This window comes from Mucilaginibacter sp. (assembly GCF_964263795.1).
In the GTDB taxonomy this organism is placed as follows: domain Bacteria; phylum Bacteroidota; class Bacteroidia; order Sphingobacteriales; family Sphingobacteriaceae; genus Mucilaginibacter.
Genome location: NZ_CAXVWK010000113.1, coordinates 48,128 through 68,820, shown reverse-complemented (window position 1 = coordinate 68,820; position 20,693 = coordinate 48,128). Strand labels below are relative to the sequence as shown.

At 44.0% G+C, this 20,693-nt stretch carries 25 protein-coding genes; 9 read left to right on the top strand and 16 right to left on the bottom strand.

Translation table 11 applies throughout. The features are described from left to right. The 4 genes from ACE5CV_RS18320 to ACE5CV_RS18305 form a co-directional block, all read left to right on the top strand. A partial coding sequence (locus ACE5CV_RS18320; protein WP_374951648.1) for a methylated-DNA--[protein]-cysteine S-methyltransferase occupies positions 1 to 163 on the top strand: 163 nt, incomplete at its 5' end. Between the two features lies 1 nt (position 164). Beyond that, a complete protein-coding gene (locus ACE5CV_RS18315) occupies positions 165 to 872 on the top strand; it encodes a 2OG-Fe(II) oxygenase (RefSeq protein WP_374951647.1) in 708 nt (235 codons plus the stop codon). After that, a complete protein-coding gene (locus tag ACE5CV_RS18310; RefSeq protein WP_374951646.1) occupies positions 869 to 1,129 on the top strand; it encodes an Ada metal-binding domain-containing protein in 261 nt (86 codons plus the stop codon). Before ACE5CV_RS18315 ends, ACE5CV_RS18310 begins: the two co-directional genes overlap by 4 nt. 90 nt (positions 1,130 to 1,219) lie before the next feature. Further along, positions 1,220 to 1,810 carry a hypothetical protein gene (locus ACE5CV_RS18305; RefSeq protein WP_374951645.1) on the top strand — a complete coding sequence of 197 codons (591 nt, stop codon included), beginning with the start codon at positions 1,220 to 1,222 and terminating at the stop codon, positions 1,808 to 1,810. A gap of 1 nt (position 1,811) precedes the next feature. On the opposite strand, the gene ACE5CV_RS18300 is transcribed toward ACE5CV_RS18305, so the two are convergent. Further along, complete coding sequence (locus ACE5CV_RS18300; protein WP_374951644.1) at positions 1,812 to 2,762, bottom strand: MBL fold metallo-hydrolase; 951 nt, start codon at positions 2,760 to 2,762, stop codon at positions 1,812 to 1,814. A 94-nt stretch (positions 2,763 to 2,856) separates the two neighbouring features. On the opposite strand from ACE5CV_RS18300, the gene ACE5CV_RS18295 reads away from it, so the two are divergent. Further along, positions 2,857 to 3,162 carry a hypothetical protein gene (locus tag ACE5CV_RS18295; RefSeq protein WP_374951643.1) on the top strand — a complete coding sequence of 102 codons (306 nt, stop codon included), beginning with the start codon at positions 2,857 to 2,859 and terminating at the stop codon, positions 3,160 to 3,162. A 4-nt stretch (positions 3,163 to 3,166) separates the two neighbouring features. On the opposite strand, the gene ACE5CV_RS18290 is transcribed toward ACE5CV_RS18295, so the two are convergent. Together ACE5CV_RS18290 and ACE5CV_RS18285 are read right to left on the bottom strand one after the other, a co-directional pair. Next, positions 3,167 to 4,261 carry an AI-2E family transporter gene (locus ACE5CV_RS18290; RefSeq protein ID WP_374951642.1) on the bottom strand — a complete coding sequence of 365 codons (1,095 nt, stop codon included), beginning with the start codon at positions 4,259 to 4,261 and terminating at the stop codon, positions 3,167 to 3,169. A 78-nt stretch (positions 4,262 to 4,339) separates the two neighbouring features. Further along, positions 4,340 to 5,215, bottom strand: a complete 876-nt coding sequence (locus ACE5CV_RS18285; protein ID WP_374951641.1) for a nucleoside phosphorylase — start codon at positions 5,213 to 5,215, stop codon at positions 4,340 to 4,342. Positions 5,216 to 5,410: 195 nt separating this feature from the next. Here ACE5CV_RS18285 and ACE5CV_RS18280 point away from each other — a divergent pair, with 195 nt between their 5' ends. Both ACE5CV_RS18280 and ACE5CV_RS18275 read left to right on the top strand, forming a co-directional pair. After that, the gene (locus ACE5CV_RS18280) at positions 5,411 to 6,055 is read left to right on the top strand and encodes a CatB-related O-acetyltransferase (protein ID WP_374951640.1); all 645 of its coding nucleotides are present in this window, start codon (positions 5,411 to 5,413) and stop codon (positions 6,053 to 6,055) included. Between the two features lie 82 nt (positions 6,056 to 6,137). Further along, on the top strand, positions 6,138 to 6,314 hold the full coding sequence (locus ACE5CV_RS18275; RefSeq protein ID WP_374951639.1) for a DUF6496 domain-containing protein: 177 nt from the start codon (positions 6,138 to 6,140) through the stop codon (positions 6,312 to 6,314). A gap of 128 nt (positions 6,315 to 6,442) precedes the next feature. On the opposite strand, the gene ACE5CV_RS18270 is transcribed toward ACE5CV_RS18275, so the two are convergent. The 7 genes from ACE5CV_RS18270 to fabG form a co-directional block, all read right to left on the bottom strand. Continuing rightward, the gene (locus ACE5CV_RS18270; protein WP_374951638.1) at positions 6,443 to 7,420 is read right to left on the bottom strand and encodes a Gfo/Idh/MocA family protein; all 978 of its coding nucleotides are present in this window, start codon (positions 7,418 to 7,420) and stop codon (positions 6,443 to 6,445) included. Positions 7,421 to 7,430: 10 nt separating this feature from the next. After that, positions 7,431 to 9,446 (bottom strand): NAD-dependent DNA ligase LigA, encoded by a 2,016-nt coding sequence (ligA, locus tag ACE5CV_RS18265; protein ID WP_374951637.1) that lies wholly within the window; start codon positions 9,444 to 9,446, stop codon positions 7,431 to 7,433. A gap of 107 nt (positions 9,447 to 9,553) precedes the next feature. Then, positions 9,554 to 9,847, bottom strand: a complete 294-nt coding sequence (locus ACE5CV_RS18260) for an endonuclease/exonuclease/phosphatase family protein (protein WP_374951636.1) — start codon at positions 9,845 to 9,847, stop codon at positions 9,554 to 9,556. Then, the gene (locus ACE5CV_RS18255) at positions 9,787 to 10,395 is read right to left on the bottom strand and encodes a hypothetical protein (RefSeq protein ID WP_374951635.1); all 609 of its coding nucleotides are present in this window, start codon (positions 10,393 to 10,395) and stop codon (positions 9,787 to 9,789) included. Before ACE5CV_RS18255 ends, ACE5CV_RS18260 begins: the two co-directional genes overlap by 61 nt. Before the next feature lie 104 nt (positions 10,396 to 10,499). Then, positions 10,500 to 12,572 carry a hypothetical protein gene (locus ACE5CV_RS18250; RefSeq protein WP_374951634.1) on the bottom strand — a complete coding sequence of 691 codons (2,073 nt, stop codon included), beginning with the start codon at positions 12,570 to 12,572 and terminating at the stop codon, positions 10,500 to 10,502. 83 nt (positions 12,573 to 12,655) lie between these two features. Next, positions 12,656 to 12,901 carry a DUF3253 domain-containing protein gene (locus ACE5CV_RS18245; protein WP_374951633.1) on the bottom strand — a complete coding sequence of 82 codons (246 nt, stop codon included), beginning with the start codon at positions 12,899 to 12,901 and terminating at the stop codon, positions 12,656 to 12,658. Positions 12,902 to 12,972: 71 nt separating this feature from the next. Next, on the bottom strand, positions 12,973 to 13,716 hold the full coding sequence (gene fabG / locus ACE5CV_RS18240; protein ID WP_374951632.1) for a 3-oxoacyl-[acyl-carrier-protein] reductase: 744 nt from the start codon (positions 13,714 to 13,716) through the stop codon (positions 12,973 to 12,975). 262 nt (positions 13,717 to 13,978) lie between these two features. Here fabG and ACE5CV_RS18235 point away from each other — a divergent pair, with 262 nt between their 5' ends. Further along, entirely contained in the window at positions 13,979 to 14,257 is a 279-nt protein-coding gene (locus ACE5CV_RS18235) for a hypothetical protein (protein ID WP_374951631.1), read from the top strand. 60 nt (positions 14,258 to 14,317) lie between these two features. On the opposite strand, the gene ACE5CV_RS18230 is transcribed toward ACE5CV_RS18235, so the two are convergent. From ACE5CV_RS18230 to tatA, 4 genes are all read right to left on the bottom strand, one after another. Continuing rightward, the gene (locus ACE5CV_RS18230; protein WP_374951630.1) at positions 14,318 to 14,491 is read right to left on the bottom strand and encodes a hypothetical protein; all 174 of its coding nucleotides are present in this window, start codon (positions 14,489 to 14,491) and stop codon (positions 14,318 to 14,320) included. A gap of 25 nt (positions 14,492 to 14,516) precedes the next feature. After that, a complete protein-coding gene (locus ACE5CV_RS18225; RefSeq protein ID WP_374951629.1) occupies positions 14,517 to 14,717 on the bottom strand; it encodes a hypothetical protein in 201 nt (66 codons plus the stop codon). Between the two features lie 2 nt (positions 14,718 to 14,719). Further along, a complete protein-coding gene (locus ACE5CV_RS18220) occupies positions 14,720 to 14,923 on the bottom strand; it encodes a cysteine-rich CWC family protein (RefSeq protein WP_374951628.1) in 204 nt (67 codons plus the stop codon). A gap of 206 nt (positions 14,924 to 15,129) precedes the next feature. After that, the gene (tatA, locus tag ACE5CV_RS18215; RefSeq protein ID WP_374951627.1) at positions 15,130 to 15,306 is read right to left on the bottom strand and encodes a twin-arginine translocase TatA/TatE family subunit; all 177 of its coding nucleotides are present in this window, start codon (positions 15,304 to 15,306) and stop codon (positions 15,130 to 15,132) included. Between the two features lie 246 nt (positions 15,307 to 15,552). On the opposite strand from tatA, the gene ACE5CV_RS18210 reads away from it, so the two are divergent. After that, positions 15,553 to 15,870 (top strand): hypothetical protein, encoded by a 318-nt coding sequence (locus ACE5CV_RS18210; protein ID WP_374951626.1) that lies wholly within the window; start codon positions 15,553 to 15,555, stop codon positions 15,868 to 15,870. 1,098 nt (positions 15,871 to 16,968) lie between these two features. Here ACE5CV_RS18210 and ACE5CV_RS18205 read toward each other — a convergent pair. Both ACE5CV_RS18205 and ACE5CV_RS18200 read right to left on the bottom strand, forming a co-directional pair. Further along, positions 16,969 to 19,341 carry a ribonucleoside-diphosphate reductase subunit alpha gene (locus tag ACE5CV_RS18205; protein WP_374951625.1) on the bottom strand — a complete coding sequence of 791 codons (2,373 nt, stop codon included), beginning with the start codon at positions 19,339 to 19,341 and terminating at the stop codon, positions 16,969 to 16,971. A 146-nt stretch (positions 19,342 to 19,487) separates the two neighbouring features. Next, complete coding sequence (locus tag ACE5CV_RS18200; RefSeq protein WP_374951624.1) at positions 19,488 to 20,462, bottom strand: ribonucleoside-diphosphate reductase small subunit; 975 nt, start codon at positions 20,460 to 20,462, stop codon at positions 19,488 to 19,490. Positions 20,463 to 20,693 lie beyond the last annotated feature (231 nt).

Below are 20,693 nucleotides of genomic sequence, written 5' to 3'. Positions count from 1 at the left end.
AGTAGGCAGCGCGATTGGCGCTAACCCGGTTGCCTTTTTGATCCCTTGCCATAGAGTGATCAAGTCAACCGGAGAATTTGGGCAGTATCACTGGGGCAGCAACCGTAAAACCGCCATAATAGGCTGGGAAGCCGCACAAATGGAGATTTTAAAAGCCGTATAAGATGGGATTGCAACAAAATGTAGCACAGGCAGATTGGATAGGGGTAGCCGAAAGCATGAACGCCAACGGCTATGCTCTTATTCCTAACCTTGTTAACGACTCTACATGCGACGAGTCGATCACCGGGTACACTGAATCGGGATTATACCGTAAAACCATTACAATGGAGCACCATGGTTATGGCAAAGGCGAATACAAATATTTCAGTTATTCTTTACCCGCAGTAGTTCAGCAACTGCGAGAATCGATCTACCCGTTTATTGCCCCTGTTGCCAATCATTGGATGCAGACCCTGGCTATCGACAGGCAGTATCCTTTAACGCTAAATGAACTGACAGAACTTTGCCGCACCAACGGACAGTTGCGACCTACGCCATTGATTTTAAAATATGAAACCGGCGGCTATAACGCCTTACACCAGGACCTGTATGGCGACATCTTTTTCCCGATGCAACTGGTAGTGTTCTTGAATGAACCCGGGCAGGATTACCGCGGTGGCGAATTTGTACTGGTTGAACAGCGCCCGCGGATGCAATCAAGGGCAATAGTGCTTACCCCGCGTAAGGGGGATGTGTTGCTGTTTACTACTAATTACAGGCCGGTACAGGGCAGCCGGGGCCACTACCGCGTTAACATGAAACACGGGGTAAGCCAAATTACACAGGGCGAAAGGTATACCCTCGGCATAATTTTTCATGATGCTAAATGATAGCGCATAACAGCTTGTCGGGCTCGCCTTATCTGCGCAGCAAGGAATTGAAAATTTTGATCGATCAGTATAAAATTACATTTGCCGGTAACAGAAAGTTAAAGATCTACGGCATGCTTAATTGCTCATCCGGCAAGCGGATGAAGCCGCTTAACCGGGTGTTTTTTAAAAGCGAGCGCGAGGCGATAACAATGGGCTACCGTCCCTGCGGGCAATGTATGCGTAAGCAGTATCAAAAATGGAAGTCGCTAAACTAAGACTGGCCTGCGTGGTCAAACAGGCATATTTAATAAAATACTTTAACCGTTAAACAAGTAAAAACCGATATTAGCTTAACAAGATTTGCTATGCTTAAAAAGATCATTCTGGTGCTGGTAATTGCGTTCGCGGCCATTAACGCAACCGCCCAAACTGCCGACGAGGTATATAACGCTTACCTGGATTTCAATCTGGCGAAGGCCGAAGGCCGCAATGCTGCGGCCCTGGAGTTGGGTGAAGCGCTAATGCCAAACGCCGGTCAACTCACAGATAAAGCACGCATTAGTTTCTATTACTCGCTGGGCAACCTGTATGAAGATGATTCACAATCTATAAAAGCGCAGCCATTATATGAAAAGGTGGTGGCCGCAGTGCCCGACTATTACGTTGCTCAGCGCGCCCTGGGTTATTTATATGGCAAAAAGGTTGATGAGCTTTCGAAAAAACTGAATGCCAGCACCGGTGCAGATTATAACCGGTTATTTGGCCAATATGTTGCTCAGGTAAATAAAATGCTCCCACATTTAGAGAAAGCACAAGCTTGCGACCCTACACCAGAAACGTTGGCCCTTATTAAAGGCTACTACAAATTTATAAAAGACGATAACGGTTTAAAAACGCTTAACACGCGCCTGGCAGGCATGTCGAAAACCTGCTTAGACCTGCTGACTGACAAATAAATTAAAACTCCAGCGCTTTACCCTGTTGAGGATAGATCAAATTCAATCCCAAAGTATTTTCCTGTTTCAATTGCATTTTGATCTTAAAAATGCTGGTAGCAGGCGGCTTTAAGTGAGTTACAACTATATTGAGCCCCTTCAAAGATCCCGCAAGGCTGTTCAATACACCTAGCTCCTTCATCAGCCATTTTGGGGTTAGGTGCCCAAACAAGGTCTTGTCCGGCTGCTCATTAGGGAAAGATACCTCTATCATAATTGCCTTAAGCTTTTTAGATTTAATGAGTGGCGAAATGGCTTCCCAAAGGTGCAGCATGTTTTTGCTGTTCTCTATCTCGTCCGGGCCAACATCGCCTAAGTACAAAATGTAGCTGTCTCCGCTACGCAGCAAAAAGGCGGTGCTGGTTAAATTGGAGTGGCTAAGAGGAAACACCTGCACATTTAATTCGGTATTATCGATAGCCGTTTCGCTGCCGGGTTCCAGTGGCTTGTAATGATATTTTTTAAGTCGCGGGGCGTCACCGTCGTCGGCAAAATTTGCCCAGCTTTGCCAGCTAAAATAATGATCTTTAATGGTAGTTAAGGTGCTTTTTAAGCCGTAAATATTTTTAGTGCTGTCATCTGGAGAATTGATGATGAGGCCGGATAAGTGATCCAGGTGCGCATGTGAAATAAAATATCCCTTGATATATTTCTTAAGTACCTGCTCTGCATGTATGTTAAAAGTTTTTGCAGCTACCGCTTTCACCAGCCCGGCGTGCAATGTCCCTGCATCCATACAAACGTAATTATTTGAACCGGATGGCGCTATCATATACGCCGACAGGTTACTTTCATCGATACCACCCAAAACGCCCAAAGGCACCACACGAAAGGCGGGCGGTTGCTTTACTTGTGCCATTGCAATGGCCGGCAGTGCAATCAGCAGGAATAAAACGCTACGGAAATATTGCATATCTGTAAATTATACTCCCCAAAAATACTAATCCGTTTTACCAGGAAACATATATACCGGAATTTATTTGAAAAGCTTTTAATTTGCAGTTGTTATGAAAGTTAGCCAGATAGCTGCGAAGGCCATAGTTCGTGTTTTTTTTGTTTTACTGCTAATGGCGCTTATCCCGTTTGTAAAAGGCGACGATACACACCTGTCGCACCTTTACCTGATGCCTAAAAACATGTGGACGCTGGCTTTCCCGATTTTACTGATCATTGGCTTTGTTGCGCTGCTTGTTATATGCTCACTAAAAAAATATCAAAAAGCAGACCTCAATTGGCTGTTAGTGCTCAATACCTTTATATTAATGGCTTACGCAGCAACGCTATATTTCCGCATTTATCAGCTAACCCGATAAAGCGCTATTCAGTCTTCATTTTTTTCTGTGCCGATTCCTTATACTCGTAGTCGCCGCCAAGCAGGTAACCCCATGGCTTCAGCGACTCTACCCTGTCGAAAATGATCTTGAAAATTGCGATGATCGGGATGGAAAGGAACATGCCGGATAATCCCCAGATCATTTCACCTAATATTATTCCGATAAACGTGATCAGCGCATTTAGCCTGACTTTTGACCCTACAATAGCAGGTAAAAGGAAATTAGCATCTATTGCGTGAATAACTATCACACTTACAGCCACTATACCGGTTTCGGCCAGTGTGCCCGTTGCAAAAGTAATGAGCGTGCTGAGCAACAAAGCCGTAAAAATACCCAGGTAAGGGATTATGTTAAATAAACCTACAATTATGCCCAGCAGAGCTGCATATTTGATGCCGATGATAAAAAACGCAGCTATGGCAACCCCGGCCACTATTATCATTTCGATAAGCAGGCCAAAGATATACTGGCGAAGGATCTTTTGGATGTTCTCAACAATATCCAGCACCACGTGCGAGCTATCGTCCTCAAAAACCCTTAGTACAAACCTGAGTAACAAACGGCGGTAAAAAAGTATAAAGAAGGTAAAGATGAGGATGAAAATATAAAATAATAGCAGTGAAGAGATTGCCCCGAAGGTTGTGCCCAAAACTGCAGTGCCCGATGCCATGATCTTTTTACCCGTATCATGCACGTAAACCATTTGCTTACTTGCAGTGATATGGAATGCACCCTGCACCCACTGCTGCAGGTTGGTTAATGATTGCTCCACCTGGCTTTTCAGCATTGGCCAGTCGTTAGCCAGGTTAGAGATCTGTGCGCCTACCAGGTAAAGAATACCGCCCACAAAGCCAACCAGTAATAAAATTGAAAGGAATGACGATGCGCTGCGCGGCAACTTTAATTTCTTTTCAAAAAAATCTGAAACAGGCAATAGCAAAACCGCGAACAGGAAGCCGAAGATCAGCGGATCTAAAATTTCTTTAGCCAGCAGCACCAGGTAACCCATGGCGCAAAAAGCAATCAGGACAAGTGCCAAGCGTTCGTAAAAGGGTGCGTTAAGTTTTGTTAGCGGCATATAGTGGGGTATTAAATGTAGTTGCTGAACATACAACAATTTTATATGTTTTATATCCTGTTAAATTAGCCGCATAGTTTACAACCTGTCGCTAATCCGGCTTATTATTTCACTAATATACTTATCCATAACCAACGCAGGTTGCTTACTAAACTTTTTAAGGGCGCGGTTGGCCAGTATCACATTAAAAGATATAGCCTGATGGCCCAGTAACTTTGCAAGGCTGTAAATACCGGCGGTTTCCATTTCCAGGTTGGTAATTCGCTGCCCAGCAAAGCGAAATTTGGTAATGATCTCCATCAAGTTTGGTATGGCAGCCTTGGCCCTCACCTGCCTGCCCTGTGGGGTGTAAAACCCCGGCGATGTTATAGTAATGCCTTGTTGTATCCCTTCTGCAAGTTTATTGATCAATAACGGGCCAGCGCTGGCGATATAAGAAGCAATTTTATTGTGTGGGTCAAAGCTGGCTATGAACGCGTCAACCATGTTCCTTTGATCGGCGTTGTATTCTTTTTCGTAGAAACTGCCAAGCGCGTCTAAACCAAATGCCGCCGAAGAAGCGAGCAGGCTATCGACAGCGATATCGGCGTGAATAGCCCCTGATGTGCCGATGCGGATAATATTGAGCTGCCGGAGCTGATCTTTAGGCAAACGGCTGGCAAAGTCAACGTTAACCAGCGCATCCAGTTCGTTCAGTACAATGTCAATATTATCCGTACCTATCCCGGTTGAAATAACGGTGATGCGCTTATTGCCTACACGCCCGGTATGGGTGATAAACTCCCGCTTGCCCTTTTTTAGTTCGATACTATCGAAATATTTGCTCACTTCGCCTACCCTGTCCATATCCCCAACGGTAATTATGGTGTCTGCAATATCGCCGGGCAGCAGGTTTAAATGATAAACACTGCCATCTTCGTTCAAGATCAGGTCGGTCTCTGAGATAGGTTCCATCGTATAAAGAACCTTATAATCTTTTACGTAGCAAAAATATTTTTCTACTTTTGGTTATCCGATAATTAAAATTTACCCCGGTGATAGTATAAGCGGCCTGTTAGCAAATATCTTTTGTTTCTTCATTTCTTATCCTGGTAAGAACACAGGCCTTGTGTTTATTAACGCTTAGAACTTATATATTAAATTTTATTTATGCTTAACGGACCAAATCCAGATGCGCTTTATCCTATGGAGCGGCACCACAATCTTGTTTTTTTAAAAAATCAAATCACCAATCCTAATATCATAGTAGGCAACTATACCTATTACGCTGATTTTGACGATGCGAAAAATTTTGAACGTAACGTTTTCTATCACTTTGACTTTATCGGCGATAAGCTGATCATCGGTAACTTTTGCGCCATTGCATCGGGTGTAAAGTTTATCATGAACGGTGCCAATCATGAAACCATGCCTATCTCAACCTTCCCCTTTGCGGTGTTTCAAAATGGCTGGGAAAAGATCATTGACCAGGACAACCTTATTGGCAAATTCCCTAATAAGGGTGATACGGTTATTGGAAACGATGTTTGGATAGGCTTTGAAGTAATTATCATGCCCGGTGTAAAGATCGGCAACGGCGCTGTTATAGCGGCAAAATCGGTAGTTACTAAAGATGTGCCCGACTATGCAATAGTTGGCGGCAACCCTGCCAGATTGATCCGAACCCGATATGATGATGAACAAATTATCCGCCTTAACGAAATTGCCTGGTGGGACTGGGATGCCGAAAAAATTACCAAAAACCTGCTGCTGATCAATTCAAACGATATCGATGCGCTGGAAAAGGTGAATTGATTTCATGCAAGACACTTAAGGGGAAAGCTTTACTTTGGCAGTCATTTTGCTTTGCTTACAGGTAAACTTAAAAAATACTACTATGGCAAAGTATTCAGAAAAAGCAAGTGACAAGGTTGAGGAAACTATGCACGAAATGAAAGAAGGCAAGTTAAAAAGTGGCAGCGGTAAAAAGGTGACCAGCAAAAAACAAGCTGTTGCCATTGGCTTGTCTGAAGCCCGTAAAGAGGGCGCTCAAGTGCCGAAAAAGAAAGATTAATTGTTGCTGATACAATATCACAAGGAGGGTTAGGCTCTCCTTGTTTACGAAAGCCAAAACCATACGTTCCGGTGACGTTCTAAGCCTTATTAACGACGAATGAATTGTCTTTAGCTTTTACCCGATCCTTAGTGATTCATGGTAAACGCATCCATTATCTTCATCAGCACTACGGCCTCGTCGATAGTACAGGGGTTTGGCCCCTCGCCTTTAAAATACGATACTATTTTTGCGATCATAGGTTGTTGAATATGATCCGGGTGGGTAAATTGTTTAATGTCTTCAGTGTCCCCGTTTTTTAAAGCAACCCATGTGCCGAAGAACGGGAACGTGATCTTACCTTTTGTACCTACTATCTCGCATGTATCAACGGTTTCACTTTCTGCAGTATTAAAACACCAGGAGCCGTTCACAACTACCTTGTTCCTGAAAATGATCTGCCCGCATACGTGGTCGTCCGCCGCGCTAAAATTTCCCTGGTTTAAACTGTGGCCATTGTAAAGCTCAGGTTGTCCAAAATAAAACAGCATCAAATCTAACTGGTGGGGTGCCAGGTCATGGAAATAGCCACCGCCGGATACCGCAGGATCCAACCGCCAGTTAGTACCCGGGTAGGTCGGCACCTTCGGTTCCCTATCCTGCCACATGCGGATCTGTACCGTTCGTACTTCGCCAATGGCACCTTTATCCAACAGGTCTTTTACGTATAAAAACATAGGCAACGCCCGGCGGTAGTGTGCCACCACCAATCTGGCGCCGCTTTGTGCTACCGCATCAGCCATTGCTTCAGCTTCCTGTGCGTTGCGGGTTACAGGTTTTTCTACATAAACATTCAACCCTTTGGCTATCGCCGCCAGCGCATAGTCCAGGTGATTGGCCGGCGGGGTAGCAATGGAAACAGAATTTACTTCCGGGTCGTCCATCAATTCATTGGCATCGGTATACCATTTGGCAACATGATGGCGGTTGGCATAATCTGCAGCTTTTGCAGCATCGCGGCGCATCACGGCAACCAGGCTACTGTCTTCGATTTTATTATACGCCTGGCCGCTTTTTTTCTCAGTAACGTTACCGCAGCCTATAATACCCCATTTGATTGTTGTCATTGCTATTTCCTTAACCGATCATCACCAGCAGATCTTCATCGCTGATGATAGGAATGTTCAATTTATTTGCTTTCTCCAGCTTTGCCGGGCCCATGTTATCGCCGGCAACAAGGTAATTGAGTTTGGCAGATATACTGCTCAAAATCTTGCCCCCGTTAGCTTCTATCAAATCCTTCAGTTCATCACGCGAGTATTTTTCAAACACGCCGGAGATAATGAAACTTTGCCCGCTCAACTTATCACTTGCAAGGGTTACTTCTTTTTCTTCGGCAACAAACTGCAGGCCACTGGCTTTTAATTTTTCAATCTCCGCGCTGTGGCTTTCGTCGGCAAAATATTCGGTAATGCTTTGAGCAATGCGCCCGCCAATTTCTTCGGCCGCTGTCAGTTCCTCGGCTGTAGCAGCCATAAGGTTATCAATGTTCTTAAAATGCGCCGCCAATTTGCGGGCAACCGTTTCGCCTACGTAACGGATCCCCAAACCAAACAATACTTTTTCAAACGGCTGCTCCTTTGATTTTTCGATACCATCCAGCATGTTGTTGATCGATTTCTCGCCAAAACGCCCAAGCTTTTTCAATTCATCTGCACGGTCTATCAGCCGGTAAATATCACTGATGTGCTTAATAAAATCCTGGCGGTACAGCGTTTCTATGGTTTCATCGCCAAGGCCATCAATGTTCATCGCCTTACGGCCAATGTAATGCTGCATTTTGCCTACAATTTGCGGTGGGCAGCCCTCATCATTCGGGCAATACCATGCGGCTTCGCCTTCGTTCCGCAGCAGTTCGGTATTACAGGCCGGGCAGTGGGTAACATACTTAACAGGCAGCGCACCCGGCTGCCGCTTATCCAGGTTTACGCTGATGATCTTCGGGATGATCTCGCCGCCTTTTTCCACAAAAACGGTATCATGCTCATGCAGTTTAAGGCGCTCGGTAATTTCATCGGCGTTATGCAGCGTTGCGCGTTTTACCGTTGTGCCGGCAAGCAAAACAGGTTTTAAATTAGCAACCGGGGTAACGGCACCAGTACGGCCCACCTGGTAAGTAACGGCAAGCAGTTCGGTCTCTACCCTTTCGGCTTTAAATTTATAGGATATGGCCCAGCGCGGCGATTTTGCCGTAAAGCCCAGCTCCTGTTGCTGCGAATAGTTATTTACCTTGATAACAATACCGTCGATATCATAACTCAGCTGGTGGCGCTCCGTATCCCAATGATTAATAAAATCAAGCACGCCGGCAATATCGCTGCACAAACGGCTATGGTTATCCACATGAAAGCCCCAGCTCTTAACAGCTTCCAGGCTTTCCCAATGGGTTTTAAACAGTGTTTTTTCGGTGTATAAGCCGTATAGGAAACAATCCAGCGGGCGGCGTGCCACTTCGGCGGAATCCTGAAGTTTCATGGTGCCCGATGCAAAGTTACGGGGATTAGCATAAGGCACTTCGCCGTTATCTACACGCTCTTTGTTTAAACGTTCAAAAGCTTTTAGGTGCATAAATACCTCACCCCTAATCTCGAACAGTTCGGGATAGTTACCCGCTGCCAGCTTTTTAGGGATGCTGTGAATGGTACGCACATTAGTGGTCACTTCGTCGCCCTGGGTGCCATCGCCCCGGGTAACGGCACGCGCAAGTTTCCCACCCTCATAGGTAAGGCTCATTGATAAGCCGTCGAATTTAAGTTCGCATACATATTCAAAGGTATCGCCTATAGCTTTGCGCACGCGTGCATCAAATTCAATTAGTTCCTGCTCATTGTACGTATTACCTAACGACAGCATCGGCCAGCGGTGCTTTACGGTTACAAATTCTTTGGTGATATCCCCGCCCACTACCTGCGTTGGCGATTCAGGATCTGCAAATTCCGGGTACTGCTTCTCCAGTTTGGCCAACTGCTCCAGTTTTTGATCAAAGTCATAGTCGGATATGGTAGGCATAGCCAATACATAATAATTGTAGGTATGCTCTCTTAATTCGGCAGTAAGGGCCGCTATTTTTTCTTTAGCTCCGGTAGGCGACATGATAACGAAGATAGATTTTTTTGCTTGATTGACTATCGAATAATGAATTTTGAACCGAACTACTTAATGATCTAAATTTGATGTCCTATGTTTCGTAATTTTCATAATTACTTGACTACCTCCATTACAGCTACTACCGGGTAATGATCTGACGGGGTGCGGCCATGGTAGGTATTAGTAAGTACGCCATAGCGCAGCACCTTAAACTCCCTGGTCACAAAAATGTGGTCGATGCGTTTATCACCGGCAGTATTGGCATCAAAGCTGTTGAAAGTATTACTTGGCGCCAGCTTCACCGGCGATAACACATAAGTATCTTTCAATATGCCCGAATTATTGATCACCGCGTAACTGTCTGATGTTTGATCGACGTTGAAATCACCCGTAAGGATGGTTGGCATTTTACCGGCCATTTGCCGGATTTTTTCCAGCACCAGCTTCGCGCTTTCGCGGCGGGCCACAACGCCGATATGATCCATGTGGAGGTTAAAAAGTAAAACGTAAAACTTGTTTTTAGTTCTTTGAATTGCACCCAGGTACAAATGCGCGGCAGTGCGGCATCCCAGCCTTTATTAGGTTTATCTGTAACAGTCGACATCCAGAAATTGCCTGATTTCAGCACACTGAATTTAGCCGCCTTGTAAAAGATAGCTGAGTGCTCACCGGCATGCTGCCCGTCATCGCGGCCTGCACCAAACCACTTGTAACCAGGCAGGCTATCGGTTAGTTCATTCAATTGATGAAACTTTGCTTCCTGCGTACCAAAGATATCAAGGTCCTGAAATAAAACCAGTTTGGCTATATGCGGCAAGCGCTGCCCCCAGCCGTTACCCGCGGTAGAATCGCCTTTGTTAGCATACCGCAGGTTGTAAGTGCCAATGTTGAGCTGTTGCGCCCGGGTTAAATTTGCGGTTGCTGTTAAGAGTAATAAAATGATGAATTTTTTCATGATATTATAATTATGTCATTTAGAATGATAAGGATAAACTTCTACGGGCAATGTGCAGACTTTACCAGACGCAGAATATTTCTCCTCGAAATGATAATGTGTTTTTAAATTTCCCCTTCGCGTTTGCGCAAAAACCATTCAGTACTGAGCAATAAAAGGATCAGTACAAAAATCCACTTGAGGTCGATGATGTCACTGTATTTTTTATCTTCATAAACAACGGTTTTGATGTTTTCGTTTTTACGGATCAGATCGGCTAGTTGGCCCACCTGCGATGGTAGCAGCATTTTACCGCCCGATTGTACAGCTATCGTTCTCAGCATTTTATGATTGGCTGTGCTTTGACGGGTTTCCAGATCCAGTTGCTTTACCGTAAACTGACCGCCGGCCTTAAAATTTTGCTTGCCGTTTTTGGTAACGGCCTGGTAAGTGTAATCGCCAACCGGCAAAGCCCCGGCATTTAACTGATAGCTTTGGCCGGTGCGGCTAAATAAAAAGCTATAGTTTTTCCCTGTACTGCTTTTAATGCTGATGCTGACATCGGGTATATTGATCAGTTCAAGCGCATCATTATATAGCTCGGCATTCAGCAGGATGCTTTCGCCTTCATCAAACACGTTTTTAGCAGAGTACACTCTAAAGCATTGCCGGTTAGCATTAGCCGTTAGGTACTGCACCGCCTGGCTAAACAACTCGTCGATAGCATTGTGGTTGCCAAACTGCCGGTATTCGGCCAGTTGCCATCGCCACAAACCTTCGCCTGTCAGCACCGCTTCACGGCGGCCGCCAATTTCATTGAATGCCAAGAGCGGGTAGTTGGTTGCTAAGTTGCCTATCTTTTGTTTAAGTAATACTGCCGCAGATGAAGCTGCTTCGTAACTACCAAAAGGCGATAACAGCGGCGGCAATTTGCTTAGTTTAGTCTGCGTAGAGTCGGATAAGGTAAAGGCCGAAAAGGTGCTTACCGGCTGCGCAAAGGTTTCCTGCACTTCCTGCCGGCCGGCCGATAACTTTATTGTTTTTTGATAGGTATTCAATCCCTGAATCTCGGCCTGCGCACCGGTTATAAACCACAGCGGCATTTTACTGCCAAGCACCTGCTGCAGCTTAGCATAACTTCCGGCACCGGGCTGATAAAGTATTGCCATGCTATAATCGCTGATCGATAGTGAGCTCATATCGGCGAGGAGGCTGGGCTTTACCTCAAAGTTGCGGTTGGTTTCGATAGCGTTTTTGATAACGCTGACATCAGGATGCGGTGTATCATACAGAAGCAGCACTTTCTGCCGCGCATCAAGCACCTCTATGTAAATAGTTTCGATATTGTTCTGTACAGAAATTTCATTTGCAACAGGCGCCAGCTTGAACGTAAATTTGCGGATACCTTTTCTATCAGCGTTCAGTTTTAGCGGCAACACCTTTTTAAAAGCTGCGGATGTGATATTGATGTTCTGAGCGGCTACCTGGCGGCCATCTTCTGTCACGGTTAAGCGCATGGTTTCGCCCTGGCTTTGGTAAGCCTCTGCGAGTAATTCTACTTCAAAATCATTCCCTAAAAAAACTGTTTTGTTATAGTTGACATTGCCGATCAGTAAATCCCGGCGGGGTACCGTATCCCCCTGGGCAACAGTATAAATATTGGTTTTGATGTTGCGCGCTTCGTATTGCGGGTCGCTTCCCAGGTTAGATAAGCCATCGGTGGCAAGCACCAGCGCACCGATATTGCGGTTCACAAACCGCTCGTTCAGTTGATGAAGAGCGTTATAAATATTGGTTTGTTTGCCCTTGAAATTTCCTGTTAATCCATCGTGAAGACCACTATCAAACGTAAACTCATGCACCTCATAATCATTTCCCAATTGTGCTTTAAGTCTTGCTAATCCGTCAACGGATGTACCGATATCCCCTGACTTTGAAAACAGCTTAATAGATTCCGAATTATCCTGCGCAATCAGTATCACCGGCTTTTGTGGCTGATAGCTTACTGTACGGATTAAAGGCGACATTAAAAGTAAGGCTAAGATGGATACTACTGCTGCCCTGAAAGAAAACAAAATGTATCGCGGCCGTTTAGCTAATTGCACTGGTTGCCGGTACATCAGCCATGCGTAAAGCAAGCCCAATAACAGGCAGGCAGGTATCCACCATATTGAAGCTGATCCCCAGGTGACGGACATTTAGTTGAGGGTGATGAGTTTTGAGTAACGCTTGATGCTCATAAGAACCATACCTGCAAAATGCGAAATTATTGTGATAAGGGCTATTTTAATTTGATACGGATTGGGCCTTTGATGTGGTTGATATCAACCGGTTCACCCTTTTGAGTAATCACTACTTTGCCGGCATGTTGCAACCCAATGGCGGCATCCCTTACCTCCTGCATATGCTTGCGCCAGTCGGCTGGGAATAAAGCCCGGGCAATTTCACTCGGGCAGGTTGATTTATCAGGTCCGCGGTCAGTAGCTACATCGATAATAGTTTGGGAAATGGACAGCTTGTTTGCCATTCATTTACAACAAAGGAGGCAAGCTAATGCTTGCCTCCTTTGTTAATATAATTTTTAATACTATTTCTTTCCTACAACATTCCACCATCTACAGGGATCACCTGCCCGGTAATGTAAGTTGCCATATCTGATGCCAGGAACACACAGGCATTTGCCACGTCTTCGGTTTCGCCGGCACGTTTCAACGGGATAGCCGCAGCCCAGCCTTCAACCACTTTAGGGTCTAAAACTTCGGTCATTTCGGTACGGATAAAACCCGGTGCCACCACGTTGGTACGAATATTACGTGAGCCTAATTCCTTCGCTATCGATTTTGAGAAGCCAATAATACCTGATTTTGAAGCCGCGTAATTGGCCTGGCCGGCATTGCCCTGCACACCAACTACCGAGCTCATGTTAATAAATACCCCTTTACGGTTTTTCATCATGATCTTGGATGCTGCCTTGGTTACATTGAAAATAGATTTCAGGTTAACGTTCAGCACTTCATCCCATTGCTCTTCGGTCATCCGCATCAGTAAACCATCTTTGGTAATACCTGCATTGTTAACAACGATATCTAACGTACCAAAATCTGCTACAATGTCTGTGATCAGTTTTTCAGCCTCATCAAATTTGGATGCATCGCTGCGGTAACCTTTTACCTGCGTACCAAAACTTTGCAATTCGTTTTCAAGTGCCTCGCCTTTTTCAACAGACGACAGATAGGTGAACGCCACATTAGCGCCGTGCTCGGCAAATTTCTCGGCTATTTTACGGCCGATGCCTTTTGATGCACCGGTGATCAGTGCGGTTTTACCTTCAAGTAATTTCATAATTTAGTGTGCTATGCAAAGATGCGAAGATAGAAATTTAGTCGGAAAGTTTAAAAAGGCGGAAAGCCCGTAAGACAGCACACCACACCGCAAATATTTAAAACGCTTATCCCTATTTGGTGTTAGGTTAATACAAATCAGCCCATATGATAACCGCCAAGATCATCCGCCACCGCCATAAGTACCATCACTACATGAACGACGACCTTAAAGAGGTACCGAGGAGACTTTTTTCAAGATCGTTTTTTCTGACCCTGCTGAAATGGATCTGTTTCAAGCATGGATTGTAAAACATGATGGCGAGTATAATTACAACAAGGAGTTAAGCAAACAGGAAGGAAAGTTCCCAAAGGTGCCGATGTTTCATGATGAAATCTGCTGGTGCGATATCATGACCTATTACCTGCTGCATGTTGCCGGCTTTAGTTTTCATTCGGTAATTGAGCCTTACAAAGGCGAAGTATATTTAAAAGATGCGGTTGCTAAAGCAAAAGATGAGGTGGTAAGTGAAGACAACGATTATGCAGGTAATCCGTCCTAACCTTAATTTGAGGATTGCTGTCGGTCATTCGCAATGATGCCGGAGGCACACAGGTTTGTATTAATACTTAAGTGCCAGCGGACCATCCTTAATTACCAGTACCGATAAGCCGGGTTTGGCACCGGGTGTTAGCTGTGCTATGAATTTACCGCGAATCAGTATATCTACTTCGATGATGCCGTCGCTGGTTTCTATCCATTCGCAGCGCACATCATCTTCAGATCTGATTGGCAAGGTTGCAGCATCTGTAGCCAGATATTCAACAGGGATTTACAAAAGGTTTGTCCGCTTCATTCCAAAAGCTGGCAACCGGCGCGGCAGCCAGGTTGTATAGCCATACATCGGCAACTTCATCGTTACCCTGCATTAGGTAAGCATAGGCAACGCGGCCATCATCTTCAATTTTCACAGAAAAGAACCGGTCAAACTCGCAATAATATTGTGCGGAAAATACGGACATGATCAAACCTGCAGACTCTCCTGATACTCGGCCTGCAACTCCAATAAACACTTGGCGCACATACAGCCTTCGTAGTTTTCGCTGATGTATTGCACTTCGTTCAAATTCAGCTGCACTATGCTGCACTGGCATTTGGTGTAAGAATTTGCTTTACACTCTATACCTGTACCGCAGCGGTCGCAACTGATGATCTCGTGTTTAGTCATTGCTTAATAGCCTATGGTCAATCAATTATCGTCCATGGTTTAACAAATGTCGTAAAGTTAGCGCGGATATCGATCATTGAAGCGTAAAAGGTATACCTACCTTAGGTGCTTCCTGATTTGATATTTGCTTGCCGGAAAAGAATATTAATTAATTATCGGATGCTCAATTAATACAAAAGCAAAAGGCCCCGTGCGGGGCCTTTCATTTATGCTTTGTTGATTGGTTCTGTCACCGGCGCCGGCTCTGATGTGCCGTCTTGTGCGCTCTTAAATTCTTTCATTCCTTTTCCAAGGCCTTTCATCAATTCAGGTATCTTTTTACCGCCAAATAATAATAAAATCGCTAATATGATCAATATGATCTCTGGTGCGCCTAATCCCATGGTATTTAAAGTTTAATGTTTGTATATGCTAACCTACGCAAAAATTGCGGGTTCGATTTTATATAACATCATAATTACATAAAGGTTATAAATATTCAAGTGTATTTATCTTTCCTTTAAGATTACAATTATCCTAAAGGTAGTGATTATTTTATCAATCGAAATTATTTTAATTTAAACGATAAAAACAACAAACATTTCATGGTTACCGATTGTCGTACATATACAAACAACAAACTTAAAATTATGGAAATCGATCAAAATTTTCCGGACGAACAACAGAATTATTCGTCGGATGCTGAAGACACATCTGTTGACAGGGATATCGCAGATCAGGAAGATTATCCTGAAACCGGTAGTGATACATTAACTGGTGCTGATACAGATCTTTCAGATACCGATACTGATACCGAATCGGACGATCTGAGCGACTTGGATGACGTGGATACCGAAGCCGATGGCGAAGGTGACGACGACTTACTCGATGACGAGGATGACGACCTTGTAGACGACGATGAGTTGGCGAGCGATGACGACGATGAACTAACATCCGACAAATTGTAACAAAGCCTGCTTATTTAAAAGGCTTTAGCCTCTTAAACATTGCTATTTTAACCCCGGCCCTTAACCAGCCGGGGTTATTTATTTCTACCAAGTATGTTCACGTTCACGGCCGTGAACGCTGTTAATTATCATGAACACGTGACAATCAGTAATTTAATAATTAGCGATATCGAATCACTGACAAAGTAGCGCCACCAACATCAAACTTTATCGCACCACGCAGTCATGTATATTACTCCCGCTGTCATCCTGAACTTGTTTCAGGATCTCTCAGGACGGTGACATTAAGCTGTCTACTTTGCGGGTGGGTTGCTGAAATAAATTCAGCATGACAGCTGGGTTGGCTTATTAGCGCGTGTACTCCTTTGTTTATCCCAATGCTGCATAATCGCGCCGATGGTACATTATGGGTTACAACTAATTTGAAGATTTGATGATCTTCCAATTTTGTATATTGTTGAACTTTTGGATGGGGCGTAAATTAAGGTGTAGCTTTCCTTTGAATTTAAAAAATTGCGAAGGTCGTTTACGCTAATATTTCTGTTCAAACAGTTTTTCAAAACGTATTTTAATTTGTCATAATCTAACAAGGCATTAATTTGTGCCGATTTCCCGACTTCAAGTTGCCCGACAAATTCATTTTTGACTAACAAGTTAAGGGTATCACGAAACATTTTTTTACTAATTAAAAAGCAATGACCTAACGAATCGGTACTTTCAGAATCGGATCTTGTTAAAATTATCGGATTTTGACTTTTATTAGTAATATTCAGTTCAAATATAATTCTACCCATTTCATTACCAGTTGTGTCGCATTTTAGTGCAATTTTTTTCAAAGAGAAAATCACTATCTTATTTTGAGGAGTACTACTGTTACAACTAAAAAAAATAAATGCTATAAACAATAAAATCGAATTACAAATAGATTTGATTACAAGGTTGTTCATTAAGTTTGTTTGAATGGTTAACTTGTACTCTTATTTTGTAGTCGGTATTCCCAACGCACCACTTATGCGCGAAGTTTCCCCAGCCCAATATAAACAAAAAGACCGTACTACTTTCGCTGCACGGTCTTTAACTTATGTAAGATTATGGTGATTAGGCACTGCAGGTAACACATCCCTCTTCCATAGAGCAAGACGGGCCGGCCGGTATCTCATCGGCAATTTGATTAACCACTTCCGGGATAACCGGATCCATGTTTTTACCGCCCTGGTTCTCAACGGTAAATTTAACCGCCTGCGATGCTGCTTGTGTACGCAGGTAATACATACCTGTTTTTAAGCCTTTCTTCCATGCGTAAAAGTGCATTGAAGTTAATTTTGACGCATTTGGCGAATTAATGAACAGGTTTAACGACTGCGACTGACAGATGTAAGCACCCCTATCGGCGGCCATATCTATAATGTTACGCATCTTAATTTCCCACACAGTTTTGTAAAGCTCTTTGATATCGGCAGGGATCTCTGCAATATCCTGGATGGAACCGTTTGCGGTAATGATCCTGTCTTTCATGCTGTTTGTCCACAAGCCGCGGTCAACCAGGTCGCGCAGTAAGAATTTGTTCACGATGATGAACTCGCCACTTAATACACGGCGGGTATAAATGTTTGAGGTATATGGCTCAAAGCACTCATTATTACCCAATATTTGCGAAGTTGATGCGGTTGGCATCGGCGCTACTAACAGGGAGTTACGCACACCGTGGTTCATTACATCTAAACGCAGGTTTTCCCAATCCCAACGGTCACTTGCCGGTTTTACATCCCAAAGGTCAAACTGGAATTTACCTTTAGATAGCGGCGAACCTTTAAAGGTTTCGTAAGCGCCATCTTTTAAAGCCAGGTCTTTAGATGCCGTCATGGCAGCAAAGTAAATGGTCTCAAAGATCTCTTTGTTCAGCTGGCGTGCTTCTTCGCTCTCAAACGGATAGCGCAGCAGGATAAATGCATCGGCTAAACCTTGCACACCTAAACCAATTGGGCGGTGGCGCAGGTTAGAGTACTCGGCCTCTTTAACCGGATAGTAATTATGATCGATGATCTTGTTCAGGTTCAAAGTAGCCTGGTAAGTAACCTCGTAAAGTTTTGCGTGGTCAAACTTACCATCAATAACAAAGCGTGGCAATGCTAACGAAGCCAGGTTACAAACAGCTATCTCATCTGCCGATGTGTACTCCATAATTTCGGTACACAAGTTTGAGCTTTTTATGGTACCTAAATTCTGCTGGTTTGATTTTGCGTTAGCAGCATCTTTATACAGCAGGTATGGTGTACCGGTTTCTACCTGGGCATCTAACACGGCAAACCAAAGCTCTTGCGCTTTAATGGTTTTGCGGCCCCGGCCTTCGGCTTCGTAACGCTCATATAATGCTTCAAATTCGGCACCATGGCAATCTGCCAGTCCTGGTGCTTCATGCGGGCAAAACAGTGTCCACTCTTCGTTAGCTTCTACACGGCGCATAAAAAGGTCTGATACCCACAGGGCATAAAACAAATCGCGGGCGCGCATTTCTTCTTTACCGTGGTTTTTACGCAGGTCAAGAAATTCAAAGATGTCTGCATGCCATGGCTCCAGGTAGATAGCGAAAGCGCCTTTACGCTTGCCGCCGCCCTGGTCTACATAACGGGCAGTATCGTTAAACACCTTAAGCATCGGGATGATACCGTTACTGGTACCGTTTGTACCGCTAATATATGAACCGGTAGCCCTTACATTATGGATGCTTAACCCAATGCCACCCGCGCTTTGCGAAATCTTGGCAGTTTGCTTTAAGGTATCGTAAATACCTTCAATGCTGTCATCCTTCATGGTTAACAAGAAGCATGACGACATTTGTGGTTTTGGTGTACCTGCGTTAAACAGGGTTGGTGTAGCATGTGTAAACCAACGCTCGCTCATCAGGTGGTATGTTTTGATAGCGCTTTCCACATCGTGTTTGTGGATACCTACCGATACGCGCATAAACAAGTGCTGCGGGCGCTCGGCTATTTTACCATTCAGTTTTAACAGGTACGATTTTTCAAGGGTTTTAAAACCAAAGTAATCAAACCCAAAGTCACGGTCGTAAATAATAGTGCTATCTAAAAGCTCAGCGTTGTTTTTGATCACCTCGTAAACATCATCAGCCAATAATGAAGCATCTTTACCCGTTTTAGGGTCAACATACTCGTACAGGTTGCGCATCGTTTCAGAGAACGATTTAATAGTATTTTTATGCAGGTTGCTAACCGCTATACGTGATGCCAGCAAAGCATAATCCGGGTGTTTAATGGTTAACGATGCGGCCGTTTCGGCAGCAAGGTTATCCAGTTCTGACGTGGTTACGCCGTCAAATAATCCCTCAATTACCTTTTTCGCTACATCTATCGGGTCAACCAATTTAAACCCGTAGCATAATTTTTCAATACGCGCTGTGATCTTATCGAACTTTACGCTTTCTTTTCTTCCGTCTCTTTTTACTACAAACATGTTTGTGAGGTGTGAATGGTAAGTGGTTAGTAGTTATTTAATGTTTTATAATTCTTTTAATTTCACCGATTAAGATGATTAGCATGATTTCACCGATTTGATTTGGTTTTAACTAATCTCCAATCAACTACGCTCTATTTGCTAACTTAGAAATCTTCGTCCAGTGAAAACGCTTTGCTTTCTGCGCTGCTGTTCATTACGCCGCTTTTTTGGTAATCTCCAACGCGTTTTTCAAAGAAATTGGTTTTACCCTGCAGGCTTATCATCTCCATAAAGTCGAACGGATTTGATGCGCCGTAAACTTTAGGATAGCCCAACTCGTCCAGCCACCTGTCAGCAACAAACTCAATATACTGGCTCATCATTTTAGCGTTCATACCAATAAGGCTTACCGGCAAAGCATCGCTTACAAATTCTTTTTCAATCTCTACCGCATCGGTAATGATCTTGGTTGCGTCTTCAGTAGATAATTTATTATCCAGCATTTTGTACAACATACAGGCAAACTCGCAGTGCGAGCCTTCATCACGCGAAATCAGCTCATTGCTAAAGGTTAACCCCGGCATTAAGCCGCGTTTTTTTAGCCAGAAGATAGAGCAGAAACTACCCGAGAAGAAAATACCCTCCACCGCCGCGAATGCTACCAAACGCTCTGCAAAGCTTCCGTTGTTGATCCATCGTAGTGCCCACTCCGCCTTTTTACCTACACAGGGTACGGTATCAATAGCGTGGAACAGGCGGTCTTTTTCGGCCGGGTCTTTTATATAAGTATCTATTAATAAAGCATAAGTTTCTGAGTGGATATTCTCCATCATGATCTGGAAACCGTAAAAGCAACGTGCCTCCGGTAACTGTACCTCACTCATGAAATTGATGGCCAGGTTCTCGTTAACAATACCATCGCTGGCAGCAAAAAATGCCAGGATGTGTGATATAAAATGCTTCTCGCCCGAATTAAGTCCCTCCCAGTGTTTCAGGTCGTCAGAAAGATCAATCTCCTCTGCTGTCCAAAAACTTGCTTCAGCTTTTTTATACATTTCCCATATAGCAGGGTATTTTATGGGTAAGATCACAAAGCGGTCTTTGTTCTCTTTTAGCAGTAATTCGGTTTCCTCTTGCATGTCGCTCTTCTTTATAATTTTTTCTCTGTTTCTTACCCCGTTCAACACTATTTAAAACCACTATGTGTACGAGCCGATAGCAGACAGGTATACCATGCGAGTTTTTTGTTAGCGGCCGAAAATTAAATTTTTCCTGACCTTTTTTACTCACTGCTACATCCTTCGCACTAATCGTTGCTTAACTATTTATTTGCACATTAGCCCCATTACTAAGACGGGTTTGTTTTTCAT